The organism is Lichenihabitans sp. Uapishka_5, from assembly GCF_033947565.1.
Taxonomy (GTDB): Bacteria; Pseudomonadota; Alphaproteobacteria; order Rhizobiales; family Beijerinckiaceae; genus Lichenihabitans.
Genome location: NZ_JARPVX010000022.1, coordinates 1 through 12748, shown reverse-complemented (window position 1 = coordinate 12748; position 12748 = coordinate 1). Strand labels below are relative to the sequence as shown.

The window sequence follows — 12748 nt, the reverse complement described above, 5'->3', positions numbered from 1 at the left end:
GCTTACCTGAAGAGGAGCCCCGACAGCTTGCGGCGGCCGGCCACCGAAGCCTTGTCCATCGGCCCCCAGGCCTCAAAGAACTGCAGCAGCTGCTTGCGGGCCGCGTCGTCGTTCCAGCCCTGCTCGCGTTGCAGGATGGCGATCAGCGCATCCACGGCTTCGACGCGCTTATCCTTGCCGTTCAGCGCCACGGCGAGATCGAAACGCGCCTGATGATCGTCCGGAGCCGCGTCGACCTTGCGCTGCAGATCCGGCAGGTCGCCCAGGGAGGCGCTCTGCTCGGCGAGATCCACGGCGGCCCGCATCGCCACGATGGCCGGATCGGTTGCCGCGGCACCGGTCGCCATGCTGAGCACGGCCTTGGCCTGTTCGATCTCGCCAGCCGCCAGTTGCAGCTTGGCAAGGGCCGCGAGTGCGCCCGCATGGGTTTCGTCGCTGGCCAGCACCTCGGCATAGATCGCCATGGCGGTCTCGGCGTCGCCCTCGGACTCGGCGGCCTCGGCCTCGTCCATCAGCGCCTGAAGCGGATCGCCGAGCGGACCGACGAGCCGTTCGATAAATCCTTTGATCTGCGTTTCCGGCAGGGCGCCCACGAAGCCGTCGACCGGCTGACCCTTTTGGAACGCGATGACGGCCGGGATCGACTGGATGCCGAGCTGGCCGGCGATCTGCGGGTGCTCGTCGATGTTCATCTTGACGAGCTTGACCTTGCCCTCGGTGGCCGCCACCACCTTTTCGATCACCGGGCCGAGCTGCTTGCAGGGGCCACACCAGGGCGCCCAGAAGTCCACCAGAACCGGCTGCGTCATGGACTCGGTCACGACGTCCTGGCGAAAGCTCGCGGTCGTCACATCCTTCGCGGCCGTCGAGCCCGCCGCACCGAAACCAATGGCAGACCCGCTATCCAGCGACATGTTCCCGATCCTTATTCCAATGTCCCGCACAGATGGGGCAGGAGAGACTAAAGCGCAACCGAGGCCAAGCCGTCAGGGTCGCTGGTTGTGCAGGCGGCGCTCCCAGTCGAGTGCCTGGGTGACGATGGCCGACAGGTCGTCGTATCGCGGTCGCCACCCGAGCACGGCCTTGATGCGGCTGTTGTCGGCCACGATGGCGGGGGGGTCGCCGGCGCGGCGTGGCACCATCGTGACCGGAAAATCCACGCCCGACGCGGCCTTGACGACATCCACCACCTGACGAACCGAATAGCCCTGGCCATAACCGCAATTGAAGGTGTGGCTGTCATGCCCGGCCCGGAGATAGGCGAGCGCATCGCGGTGCGCCTGCGCCAGATCCGAGACCTGGATGTAGTCGCGCAGGCAGGTGCCGTCCGGCGTATCGTAATCCATGCCGAAGATGCTCATGCCGGGGCGGCGGCCGAGCGCCGCCTGCACCGCGACCTTGATCAGGTGGGTGGCGTCGCGCGTCGATTGCCCGGCGCGACCGGCCGGGTCCGCTCCGGCGACGTTGAAGTAGCGCAGCACAACATAACGCAAGTCATGCGCCGCCGCCGTGTCGGCCAGCATCCATTCCACCATCAGCTTGGAGCGGCCATAGGGCGACATCGGCGCGAGCGGCGCGTCCTCTCCGACGGCCCCGCCGCTCGCGTCGCCGTACACGGCGGCCGTCGAGGAGAAGATGAAGTGCCGGACGCCCGTCGCGACGGCCGCTGCGATGAGGTTGCGGGCCTTGGCGGTGTTGTTGAGGTAATAGCCGAGGGGATCGGCGACCGACTCCGGCACCACGATCTTGGCGGCGAAATGGGCGATCGCCGTGATGCCGTGCGTGGCGATGATCCGCTCCACCAACGCCTGATCGCCGAAGTCGCCCTCGATGAACGTGGCGGCAGCCCCGACGGCGCTGCGGAACCCGGTGCTGAGATTGTCCAGCACCACGGCTTGGTCCCCGGCGTCCTGCAGGGCGAGGACCATGTGGCTGCCGATGTAGCCTGCACCGCCGGTCACCAGAACTGCCATGGAGATCCCGTTCCTACTCGCCGTTGTGGCGCGGCCTTGCCGTCGACGCCGCGGCCACGAGGCCGGATCGCGCAAAGTGTTGTTGCACAGGATACACTGATTTCAAGGTTTTGTGGTCAGTGGGCGATGGTGTACCCACGTCCCTGCCGGACTGCTCCGCTCAAGGTGCGGGATGTCCAGAAGGTGACGCCTTTTTGAAGGAAGACTTATGAAGCGCATCCGCAAGGCCATCTTTCCCGTGGCCGGATTGGGGACCCGGTTCCTGCCGGCCACCAAATCCGTTCCCAAGGAGATGATGACGGTGGTCGACCGCCCCGTGCTGCAGCACGTGGTGGACGAGGCGCGGGAGGCCGGCATCGAGCACTTCATCTTCGTGACCGGGCGCAACAAGGCCGTGATCGAAGATCATTTCGACATGGCCTACGAGCTCGAGGCGACGTTGCAGGGCCGCGGCAAGCTGAAGGAATACGAGGCCCTGATGGCCGACCTGCCGAAGGCCGGCGCCACGAGCTTCACCCGCCAGCAGGCGCCGCTCGGTCTCGGCCATGCGGTCTGGTGCGCCCGCGAGCTCGTCGGCGACGAGCCCTTTGCAGTGTTGCTGCCCGACATGGTGACCCAGGCCGGGGGGCGCGGAAGCCGCTGCCTCGCCCAGTGCATCGAGACCTATGAGGCCCATGGCGGCAACGTCATCGCGGTCGAGGAGGTGCCGATGGAGGAAACCCACCAATACGGCATCGTGTCGATCGGGGCTGACGAGGGCCACACCTTCGAGATCACCGGCATGGTCGAGAAGCCCGCCAAGGGCACAGCGCCGTCCACCTCGATCATCTCGGGCCGCTACATCCTCGACGCCTCGATCTTCCCGATCCTGGAGCACGGCGAGAAGGGGGCGGGCGGCGAGATCCAGCTTACCGACGCGATGATCAAGCTGGCCAAGCAACAGGCTTTCCACGGCGTGCGGTTCGACGGCCGGACCTACGACACCGGCTCGAAGCTCGGTTTCCTGGCCGCCAATGTGGCCTTCGCGCTGGCGCGACCGGAACTGGCCGACGGCTTCAGGGCGGAATTGAAGAAGCAGCTCGGCAGCTTGTAGCGGGACGAGCCACGCCCGCCGCCCCAGGGAGAGCACGCTGCCAAGCGAGCCGGGGGTCGCCACCGCTTCTGGAGCGGGTCGCGGCATGTGCGATGAGGGGGTGCGCCTTTGATCCGGCGGCCGCACCCCCTATAAGCGGGCGACCACGCCGCCCCGGGCGGCCTTCGTGGAGACGCAACCCATGTCCAAGATTCCCGTCACGGTGCTCACCGGCTATCTCGGCGCCGGCAAGACGACGCTGCTGAACCGCATCCTCACGGAACAGCACGGCAAGAAATATGCCGTCATCGTCAACGAGTTCGGGGCCGTCGGCATCGACAATGACCTCGTGGTCGGCGCCGACGAGGAAGTGTTCGAGATGAACAACGGCTGCATCTGCTGCACGGTGCGGGGCGATCTCATCCGCATCCTCGAAGGCCTGATGAAGCGCAAGGGCAAGTTCGACGCCATCATCGTCGAAACCACCGGCCTCGCCGACCCGGCCCCGGTGGCGCAAACCTTCTTCGTCGACCAGGAGGTGCAGGAACACGCGCGGCTCGACGCCGTGGTGACGGTGGCGGATGCGCGCTGGTTGAGCGACCGGTTGAAGGATGCGCCCGAAGCCAAGAGCCAGATCGCCTTTGCGGATGTGATCGTGCTGAACAAGACCGACCTCGTATCCCCTGAGGAACTGCGCGAGGTCGAGGCCCGCATCCGCGCCATCAACCCTTATGCCAAGCTGCACCGCACCGAGCGTTGCGCCGTGAAGCTCGAGGACGTGCTCGACCGCGGCGCTTTCGACCTCGACCGCATTCTCGAGATCGAACCGGCCTTCCTGGAAACGGAAGACCACCACGACCACGACCACCACGACCACCATGATCATCACCACGGGCACGATCACGGGCATGCACACCAGCAAGCCCATGGCCATGGCGGCGCGAAGCACTACCACGACGAAGACATGCAGTCGGTGGCGATCGACTATCCCGGCGAGGTGGTGGCCGAGAAGTTCATGCCCTGGATCAACAACCTGGTTCAGACCGAGGGTGGCAACATCCTGCGCTCGAAGGGCATTCTGGCCTTCAAGGGCGAGCCGAAGCGCTTCGTCTTCCAGGGCGTCCACATGATGCTCGACGGCGACGTGCAGAAGCCCTGGACCGATGGCGAAGCACGCCACAGCCGGCTCGTCTTCATCGGCCGCAACCTGCCGGAAGAGCGCATCCGTGCCGAGTTCCAGGCCTGCGTGGCCTGAGACCCTGAGGCGCCCCCTTCAGGGGGGCGTCGCCTAAAGGCTGTCAGGGCCAAATGGAAACCATTTGGCCCGATTGGGCAGCCGACCGAGAAGGAATGCTAGAGTTTGTCTGGTTCAGTCAGAACCAGACAAACTCTAAAGGCGCTTCAGCCCGAGCGGCTGCCCGGCCGTGGCATCCTTCACCCAGGCGCCGCCTTCGCCTTCCGAGAAGCTGGCCGTATGTCCCTTGCGGGCCATCAGCATCAGGTGATCGGCCTTCAGGGACCAGCCCACGGGATCGAAGATGATGATGCCCTGGTCCCGGCAGGCCGGTGCCAGCCGCGCCTTGGTAACGCCCGAAGGTCCGCGAGCGGGATCGTCCAGGGTGACCATGCAGCCGGTGTCGCGGCTGCCCCGCATCACCGCGTAATGGCCGGCAACCGCGGCAGCCGTGACCGCGACGGGTCGGGGCGCTGCGATCGCCGAAACCGGCGCGGCCTGCACGTCGGATGGGGCAGGGGCGGCCACGGCCGCTTTGCGGTGCGGCCCCAGCGCGGCCAGCTGGTAGGTGGAGTCGCCTTCCGGCCCCGGAGCCTGCAGGGTTCCGTCCGCCGCCTCGTCGAACATCAGCACATTGGCACCGTTCTCGTCGCTCAAGGCCAGATGCACACCGTCCGGCACCGACCAGCTGCGGACATGCGCCAGCAACGGGAAAGCGTGGCGGCAACCGGGCGGCACCGCCACCGCTTGGCCGGTTGCGGTCGCATCGGCGCGGAACTGCAGGCGACACTGGCGCGGCGTTCCGGGCATCGACAAGGTCCAGACCCCGACGGGATCGGGCGCCGCTTTGGCGGGCGACGCGCCCATGAGCGCCGCAAGGCCTGTCACCAGGGCCGAGGCCGTCAGACGGGCGCCCGTCATGCGTTGGCTCCACCTTGGGTCCAGGGCGTTTCGGCCACTGGCGTCAACGGACCACGCCCGGCCGCCCATGACAGGATGTTGTCGACCACCAGCTGGCCCATGGCGTTGCGGGTGTGGGTCGAGGCCGAGCCGACGTGGGGCAGCAGCACCACATGGTCCATGTCCAGCAGCGCCTGCGGCACGGCGGGCTCGTGTTCGAACACGTCGAGCCCGGCCGACAGGATGTGGCCCTTTGCGAGCGCATCGATCAAGGCCGCTTCGTCAACCAGCGTGCCGCGCGCGACGTTGATCAGAATGCCTTGCGGGCCGAGGGCCTGCAGCACGTCCGCATCGACGAGGTGTCGCGTTTCCGGACCGCCGGGCGCGATCACCACCAGGATGTCGGACGCCGCTGCGAGCGCCTTGACGGTGGGGAAGTAGCCGTAGGGCACGCCGGGCTGCGGCCGGCGGCCATGATACACCACGGCCATGCCAAAGGCTTCGGCCCGCGTCGCGATGGCCTTGCCGATCCGGCCGAGCCCGAGGATGCCGACCGTGCGGCCGCGCAGCGTGGCCGTGAGCGGAAAGGCGCCCTCGTTCCAGCGGCCGGCACGCAGGTGGCGTTCGGCGGCGGGCAGCTGGCGCGCCGTGGCGATGATCAGCCCGAGCGCCGTATCGGCGACTTCCTCGTTCAGCACGTCGGGCGTGTTGGTGACGATGATGCCGTGCTGGCGCGCCCATTCGGTATCGACGTTGTTATAGCCGACGCCGAAGTTGGCCACGATCTCGAGCTTCGGGAAACGGGCCATGAAGGCGCCGTCCACCACGAGGTGACCCCCGCCCGCGATGCCCCGCACGTCCGAGCGCGCGTCCGACGCCTCGATCTCGTCCAGCGTGGACACCCGGCAGGCTTTCGCGAGACCTTCGCGCACGACCGGCAGCACCGGGGCGGGGATGAGGACGTGAAACAAGGGCGGCCAACTCCATCGGCGGAATGAAGACTACGTGGATCTACGACCCGGACGCTACGTATAAGGGCCGGACAAAACGGCGTTAGGAAACTCTTAAGGAAGTCAGATACCCTAAAAAGTTCCTAAGCGGCCCTGAGTTGCCGGCGATATTCACGTGTTTGTGAAGTGCAATCGCGTCAATTGCGGCGAAAATGTTGCAGAAGTCTGGTGCATGCTGGCGATCTCGCCCTTTTCAGCTGGCCATCTGTGGCGGTGATGTCATAGCCAGGGCCGGCAACTCCCTGTAGGTTTGTCGAAGTCGGACGCCAAATCAGGGTGACATGCGTTGAAAAAGATTGTGACGGCAGGCCTTTTGCTTGCAACGATGAGCGGCACTGCCTTCGCGGCTGACCTGCCGAGCCGTATGGCTCCTCCGGTTTACGCTCCCCCGCCGCTGCCGGTGTTCACCTGGACCGGCGCTTACTTCGGCATCAACGCCGGCTACGCTTTTGATGCTGATACCCGCATCAACACCGTCGGCGTTTCCGGCACCGCGACCGGCGTTGCCACGGGCGTTCGCCCCGGCGCCTTCAAGACCACGGCTGATGGGTTCACCGGTGGTGGTCAGATCGGCTACAACCTGCAGCTGCCGGGCTTCGGTGGCGGCTTCGGCGGCCCGGGCAGCGGCATCGTGGTCGGCGTCGAAGCTGACGCAGCCTACACGGATCTGAGCCGTGGCACCTCGGTGTCGCTGAACGGGTTCAACAGCAACTACCGCAGCGGCCTCGACTACCTCGGCACAGTCCGCGGTCGCGTCGGCTACGCCTTCAATCAGTTCCTGATCTACGGCACCGGCGGCTTTGCTTACGGCGGCGTCAACAACCGCGCTAACTTCTACAGCACCAACGGCGCTTTGACCTATTCGGGTCACAACGACGATATGGCAACGGGTTATGCCTACGGCGGTGGTGTGGAATACGCCCTTCCGACCTCGTCGTTCCTCAACTTCTTCAAGTCGAGCGCCGTGACCCTGAAGGCCGAATACCTTCACTACGACCTCGGCAAGACCAATGTGTCGGTTCCGGCCACGGGTGCCAACGCCACGACCGGCGGCTACAACGTCCGCTTCAAGAACGAGGGCGACATCGTCCGCGCCGGCCTGAACTACAAGTTCGGCTCGTTCTGAGAACCAACACCGGCCGGGGCCTTGTGCCCCGGCTTTTTCTCATGAGGGCGCAGGAGCGGCATCGCTTCTGCGCCCTTTTGCGTCGTGGGTGTGACACGCGTTCCAAATCGACTGTTGCGGCAAAGTCATAGCTCAAATCGCGGCTCGGCTTTACGGTGCTTGGAGTGTTTCCAACCCACCTAGGTGCATCCGTGAAGAAGATTTTGACCGCAGCCGCGATGCTTGTAACGATGTCGGGCGTCGCCTTGGCGGCCGATCTTCCCAGCCGTGCAGCCCCGCCCGTTTATGCGCCCCCGCCGGTTCCGGTGTTCACCTGGTCGGGCGCTTACTTCGGCATCAACGCCGGCTATGCCTTCGACAATAAGGATCGCTTCCGCGGCCTGAACGGCAACATCGCGGCCGCCAACTCCGGCGTCGGCACCACCCGCCCGGCGCTCGTGAGCAGCAACAGCGACGGTTTCACGGGCGGCGGCCAGATCGGCTATAACTACCAGATCGGTGGCATGGGCGGCTTCGGTGGCTTCGGCCTCGGTGGCGCGGCGCTCGTGATCGGTGTCGAGGCCGATGCGGCCTATACGGATCTCACCCACACCCGCACGGTCGACGGCGTCAACACGGCCGGCGCGCTCATTCCCAACACCTATCGTTCGAACCTCGACTTCCTGGGCACGGTGCGCGGCCGCGTTGGCTTAGCCTTCAACCAATTCATGATCTACGGCACGGGCGGTTTTGCCTATGGCGGCGTCCATGATGCCGTGACCTATTCCAATGCTAATGGCTCCGCCCGTTACTTCGGCAATCGCGACCGCATCGAGACCGGCTACGCTTATGGCGGCGGCGTTGAATATGCCTTGCCGACCTCGTCGTTCCTGAACTTCTTCAAGTCAAGCGCCGTGACCCTCAAGGTCGAATACCTGCGTTATGATCTCGGCAACCGCGACATCAACCTGACGGCGGTGGCCGGTGGTGGCGGCCGCGGCATCTACGTGTCGCGCCTGAACACCGAAGGCAACATTGTCCGCGCGGGCCTGAACTACAAGTTCGGCTCGAACTGATCCACCGCGAGGCGCCTGGCTGGTCCAGGTGTTCGGGGCGTAACTCATCCGGCAGGCGCGAGCCTGCCGGATTTTTGTTATGCACGGCGCAAACTCTCCCTCGAAGGCGCCACCATGACCAATCCCGTGTTGATCGAAGTCACTCGTGGCACCACCGTCGAAAGCCGGCACCGCGGCACCTTCGCGCTTGTCGATGGCGCCGGCCGTGTGGTGGCCTCGGCGGGCGACATCGACGCGCCGGTATTCCCGCGCTCGGCCGTCAAGGCGCTACAGGCGCTGCCACTGGTGGAAAACGGCTGGGCCGACCGCTACGGACTCGCGCCTGCGGAACTGGCGCTCGCCTGCGCGTCGCATTCAGGCGAGGCCATCCATACCGAGACGGCCCTCGGCACCCTGCGGAAGCTCGGGCTCGACGAAGCGGCGCTCGAATGTGGTGCCCATTGGCCAACGGCCCGCACGGCCGCGGCGGCCTTGATCCGTGATGACCGCGCGCCATCGGCGCTGCATAACAATTGCTCCGGCAAGCATGCCGGCTTCCTGTGTCTCGCCTGCGGGCTCAAGGCCGAGCCCCGGGGCTATGTGGGCCGGGAGCACCGGGTGCAGCGCACCGTGAAGGATGCGCTTGTCGCCGCCTACGGCCATGATCTCGACGAGGCGACCTCCGGCACGGATGGCTGTTCGATCCCGACCTATGCGGTGCCGCTCCGCCACCTGGCGCGCGCCTTTGCGCGCTTCGGCTCCGGCGAGGCCTGGCCCCGCGAGCGGGCCGCCGCCGCGGCGCGACTGCGATCCGCCGTGGCGGCCTATCCGCTTCTGGTGGCCGGCACCGGGCGGCTCGATACCGACCTCATGGCGCATTTCGGCGAACGGGTCTTCACCAAGACGGGCGCCGAGGGCGTGTTCTGCGCGGCCTTGCCGGAACGGGGCTGGGGCCTGGCGCTCAAATGCGACGATGGTGCCACCCGGGCCTCCGAGGCGATTCTGCTGCATCTGCTCGAGGCCGCCATAGCCTGGACGCCCGACGACCGCGCCGCCCTGGCGACCCGCCACGATCCCGTGATGCGCAACTGGAACGGCATCGAGGTCGGCCGTCTGCGGCCCACCGAGGCGATCGGGGCCGCCCTTGCGGGCGTGGCCTGAAAGTCGCGCCATCGCCCGGCGTCGGCCGGCGGCGTCGCCGGTCCCACTAAGACCATCTTTGTCACACTCCATGCCGCCCGGGTGGCGTTGCGGGGCGGGGAAGCGGGTTTGAACAATTCACAGGCTTGGCTGAGCCGTGTCGCGGCCGTGGGCGTCCTGGCCTTCGGCGTTTCGGGCTGCGTATCAACCGGGGTGTCGGCGGTGGCCGACGGCATGTCGGGCGTCGGCGCCTTTGTGACAGGCTCGCCGCAAGGCGCGCCGCACCCCATTCAGATCTTCGTCGCCTCGACCCGCAAGGGGCCGCTGAACGCGTCCGACGAGGCCAGCCCCGATGGACAGGCGCATTTCTCGCTCGCCACCGTCAGCGTGCCGCCCGGCCACGAGCCCGGCATCGTCGAGCGTCCGAGCTTCGGTTCCGCCAACCGCGCGCGCGACTTCGTGGCGACAAGCCGTCGGAGCCTCGACGACGATGGCTTCAAGGAAGAGGTCGCCTCGCACGTGTCGGGCCGCATCGGCTCGAACCGGGACATCCTGTTGTTCGTGCACGGGTTCAACAACGGCTATGACGAAGCCCGCTTCCGCCTCACCCAGGTGGCCTATGACGGCCGCTTCGGCGGCGTGCCGGTGTTGTTCACCTGGGCTTCGAAGAACTCGCTCTTCGCCTATGGGTCGGATCGCGAGACGGCCGCGGCCTCGCGCGATGCGCTGGAAAAGCTGATGTATACGCTGGCCAGCGTGCCGGGCGTCGGCAAGGTTCATATCTTGGCTCATTCCATGGGGGCCTGGCTCGCCATGGAGGCGCTGCGCCAGAACGCCATTGCGGGCCATCCCGACCTCGACGGACACCTGGGCGAGGTGATGCTGGCTTCGCCCGACATCGACCTCAACGTGTTCCGCCAGCAGGTGGCGCGGCTCGGCGAGCAAGCCCACATCTCGGTCTTCGCGGCCCACAACGATCGCGCCCTGTCGCTGTCGAGCGCGCTCGCCAACGACCGCCAGCGCGTCGGCGCCCTCGATCCGACCAAGCCTGACGACAAGGCCGCCATCGAACAGCTCGGCGTCAAGGTCTACGACACCAGCCGCGACAGCACCGACTTCATCGGTCATGCCAATTACGCCAACGCGCCCGACATCGTGCAGAGCATCGGCGCCCAGCTTGGGGCGACCCGCAAGGAAGACCAGGACACCGTCGCGGTGATCGACGCGGATGGCCACACGGCGGTGTCGCAGCCGGCCGCGCCGGTGCTGGCCACCACCACGGCCGTGACGGCGTCGCCGCTCCCCGAAGCGGGGGCGGCCGTCATCCATTGAGGGCGGGTCACATCAGCTGGTGGAGACCCGGGATGGCGCCGGCGATCTCGCCGACCGCATCTTCGCCGGCCCGTTCGCGCGCATAACCCAGAACGGTGCGGCCGACCGTCTGCATCTCGTCCATGCCGAGGCCGAGGCCGCTCAATTGCCCGGCGAGGCCCATCAGGCCGCCGCCACCGCCCGTCAACCCGCTCAACACCGTGCTGCCGTCTTCCTCGACGGCGGCACCCGACAAGGCCGCGCGCGCACCCGGAATGGCGTCGATCACGGCATTGACATGCGGCTCGGGGCCTTCCTGCATCAGGAAATGCAGGATCAGGCCGACGGCCTTGCGGGCCGCCTCCGGCTCGATGTTGGCGGCCGTGCTGACGCGTTCGACGAGATCGTCCATGCTGGTTCTCCTTCTGCTGTTCGGGGAAAGTTGGACAAAGCGACCGCGCTGCCAAGAGGCCGCTCGCGCCTTTGTGGCCGCAAAACCCTCGACGCCCTATACCGGGTTCGCGCATGCCGCACGGAGAACCCCATGCAAGCCGAGCCTTGGAACGAACCCGGCACCATCCTGATCGGCAAGTCGGAGCGCTACGAGCATCTGCGCCTCGACCTCGCCAACCGGCATGGTCTCATTGCTGGCGCAACCGGCACCGGCAAGACCGTGACACTGCAAAAGCTCGCCGAAGGCTTCTCGAATGCCGGCGTTCCGGTATTCTTGTCGGACGTCAAGGGTGACCTGGCGGGCCTCGCCGCAGCCGGTGAGCCAAAGCCGGCCTTGCAGAAGCGCTGCGAGGCGATCGGCGTGCCGTTCGAAGCCGATCGCTTTCCGGTGGTGTTCTGGGACGTGTTCGGCCAGCAGGGCCACCCGCTACGGGCCACGATCGCCGAGATGGGGCCGTTGCTCGTCGGCCGTATGTTGTCGCTCAACGAAACCCAGCAGGGCGTGCTGGCGGTGGCGTTCCGGGTGGCCGACGAACAGAAGCTGCCTTTGCTGGATCTGAAGGACCTGCGGGCCATGCTGGGGTTCGTGGCCGACCATGCGGGTGAGCTACGCACCCGCTATGGCAATATCGCTTCCACCAGCGTCGGCGCCATCCAGCGCCAACTCCTCGTCTTGGAGCAGCAGGGCGCCGACCAGTTTCTCGGCGAGCCGGCGCTCGCCATCGCGGACTTCATGCGCACCGACCGCGACGGGCGCGGCACCGTCAACATCCTGGCCGCCGATGCCCTGATGCGGCGACCGCTGCTCTACGCCACCTTCCTGTTGTGGCTGTTGTCCGAGCTGTTCGAGGACCTGCCCGAGGTCGGCGACCTCGCCAAGCCGAAGCTCGTGTTCTTCTTCGACGAGGCCCACCTGTTGTTCGACAACGCCCCGGCGAGCCTGATGCAGGCCATCGAGCAGGTGGTGCGGCTGATCCGCTCGAAGGGGGTCGGCATCTATTTCATCACCCAGAACCCGCTCGACGTGCCCGATGCGGTGCTGGGGCAACTCGGCAACCGGGTGCAGCATGCCCTGCGAGCCTTCACGCCGCGCGACCAGCGGGCCGTCAAGGCCGCGGCCGATACGTTCCGGCGCAACCCGGCCTTCGATGCCGCCGAGGCCATCACGCAGCTCGGTGTCGGCGAAGCGCTCGTGTCTACCCTCCAGGTCGACGGCACCCCGGCTCCGGTGACAAAGACGCTGGTCGCCGTGCCGTCGTCCCGTGTCGGGCCGATCACGGCCGAGGAACGGCAGGCGGTGCAGCAGGCGAGCCTGCTCGGGGCCAAATACGATACGCCGATCGACCGGGACTCGGCTTTCGAGATGCTGGCCGCCCGGACGCTCGGCGGCCAGCAGCAGGCCGGTCAGGCTGCCGGCTCGCCGTGGGCGCCGGCCCCCGCGGCCGGTCATAACCCTTGGGGTCAAGCCGGTCAGCCGACCGGCGCAGCCCCGCCG

At 66.8% G+C, this 12748-nt stretch carries 12 protein-coding genes; 7 read left to right on the top strand and 5 right to left on the bottom strand.

Annotation, left to right across the window (positions count from 1 at the left end; genetic code table 11):
* Nucleotides 1-2: 2 nt before the first annotated feature.
* Nucleotides 3-914, bottom strand: a complete 912-nt coding sequence (gene trxA / locus P7D22_RS10500) for a thioredoxin (protein WP_319934180.1) — start codon at nucleotides 912-914, stop codon at nucleotides 3-5.
* A gap of 72 nt (nucleotides 915-986) precedes the next feature.
* On the bottom strand, nucleotides 987-1973 hold the full coding sequence (galE, locus tag P7D22_RS10495) for a UDP-glucose 4-epimerase GalE (protein ID WP_319934179.1): 987 nt from the start codon (nucleotides 1971-1973) through the stop codon (nucleotides 987-989).
* Nucleotides 1974-2181: 208 nt separating this feature from the next.
* Between galE and P7D22_RS10490 the strand changes: the two genes are divergently transcribed.
* The gene (locus P7D22_RS10490) at nucleotides 2182-3066 is read left to right on the top strand and encodes a UTP--glucose-1-phosphate uridylyltransferase (protein ID WP_319934178.1); all 885 of its coding nucleotides are present in this window, start codon (nucleotides 2182-2184) and stop codon (nucleotides 3064-3066) included.
* 181 nt (nucleotides 3067-3247) lie between these two features.
* On the top strand, nucleotides 3248-4300 hold the full coding sequence (locus P7D22_RS10485; RefSeq protein ID WP_319934177.1) for a CobW family GTP-binding protein: 1053 nt from the start codon (nucleotides 3248-3250) through the stop codon (nucleotides 4298-4300).
* 135 nt (nucleotides 4301-4435) lie between these two features.
* On the opposite strand, the gene P7D22_RS10480 is transcribed toward P7D22_RS10485, so the two are convergent.
* Both P7D22_RS10480 and P7D22_RS10475 read right to left on the bottom strand, forming a co-directional pair.
* Nucleotides 4436-5200, bottom strand: a complete 765-nt coding sequence (locus P7D22_RS10480; RefSeq protein ID WP_319934176.1) for an AprI/Inh family metalloprotease inhibitor — start codon at nucleotides 5198-5200, stop codon at nucleotides 4436-4438.
* Nucleotides 5197-6150 carry a 2-hydroxyacid dehydrogenase gene (locus P7D22_RS10475; protein ID WP_319934175.1) on the bottom strand — a complete coding sequence of 318 codons (954 nt, stop codon included), beginning with the start codon at nucleotides 6148-6150 and terminating at the stop codon, nucleotides 5197-5199. The genes P7D22_RS10480 and P7D22_RS10475 overlap by 4 nt, the downstream gene beginning before the upstream one ends.
* 364 nt (nucleotides 6151-6514) lie before the next feature.
* Here P7D22_RS10475 and P7D22_RS10470 point away from each other — a divergent pair, with 364 nt between their 5' ends.
* From P7D22_RS10470 to P7D22_RS10455, 4 genes are all read left to right on the top strand, one after another.
* Nucleotides 6515-7315 carry an outer membrane protein gene (locus tag P7D22_RS10470; protein WP_319934174.1) on the top strand — a complete coding sequence of 267 codons (801 nt, stop codon included), beginning with the start codon at nucleotides 6515-6517 and terminating at the stop codon, nucleotides 7313-7315.
* A gap of 191 nt (nucleotides 7316-7506) precedes the next feature.
* Nucleotides 7507-8370 carry an outer membrane protein gene (locus P7D22_RS10465; RefSeq protein ID WP_319934173.1) on the top strand — a complete coding sequence of 288 codons (864 nt, stop codon included), beginning with the start codon at nucleotides 7507-7509 and terminating at the stop codon, nucleotides 8368-8370.
* A 114-nt stretch (nucleotides 8371-8484) separates the two neighbouring features.
* Nucleotides 8485-9510, top strand: a complete 1026-nt coding sequence (locus P7D22_RS10460; RefSeq protein WP_319934172.1) for an asparaginase — start codon at nucleotides 8485-8487, stop codon at nucleotides 9508-9510.
* 108 nt (nucleotides 9511-9618) lie between these two features.
* Nucleotides 9619-10821 (top strand): alpha/beta hydrolase, encoded by a 1203-nt coding sequence (locus P7D22_RS10455; protein WP_319934171.1) that lies wholly within the window; start codon nucleotides 9619-9621, stop codon nucleotides 10819-10821.
* 7 nt (nucleotides 10822-10828) lie between these two features.
* Here P7D22_RS10455 and P7D22_RS10450 read toward each other — a convergent pair whose 3' ends face one another.
* Complete coding sequence (locus P7D22_RS10450) at nucleotides 10829-11212, bottom strand: DUF2267 domain-containing protein (RefSeq protein WP_319934170.1); 384 nt, start codon at nucleotides 11210-11212, stop codon at nucleotides 10829-10831.
* A 132-nt stretch (nucleotides 11213-11344) separates the two neighbouring features.
* Between P7D22_RS10450 and P7D22_RS10445 the strand changes: the two genes are divergently transcribed.
* Nucleotides 11345-12748, top strand: a 1404-nt coding sequence (locus tag P7D22_RS10445) for a helicase HerA-like domain-containing protein (protein ID WP_319934169.1), incomplete at its 3' end; no start/stop codon positions are given.

Bases quoted from the DNA above. Each gene is read 5' to 3' on its own strand.
- trxA (WP_319934180.1), bottom strand. From the start codon at position 914: ATGTCGCTGGATAGCGGGTCTGCCATTGGTTTCGGTGCGGCGGGCTCG.
- galE (WP_319934179.1), bottom strand. From the start codon at position 1,973: ATGGCAGTTCTGGTGACCGGCGGTGCAGGCTACATCGGCAGCCACATG.
- P7D22_RS10490 (WP_319934178.1), top strand. From the start codon at position 2,182: ATGAAGCGCATCCGCAAGGCCATCTTTCCCGTGGCCGGATTGGGGACC.
- P7D22_RS10485 (WP_319934177.1), top strand. From the start codon at position 3,248: ATGTCCAAGATTCCCGTCACGGTGCTCACCGGCTATCTCGGCGCCGGC.
- P7D22_RS10480 (WP_319934176.1), bottom strand. From the start codon at position 5,200: ATGACGGGCGCCCGTCTGACGGCCTCGGCCCTGGTGACAGGCCTTGCG.
- P7D22_RS10470 (WP_319934174.1), top strand. From the start codon at position 6,515: ATGAGCGGCACTGCCTTCGCGGCTGACCTGCCGAGCCGTATGGCTCCT.
- P7D22_RS10460 (WP_319934172.1), top strand. From the start codon at position 8,485: ATGACCAATCCCGTGTTGATCGAAGTCACTCGTGGCACCACCGTCGAA.
- P7D22_RS10450 (WP_319934170.1), bottom strand. From the start codon at position 11,212: ATGGACGATCTCGTCGAACGCGTCAGCACGGCCGCCAACATCGAGCCG.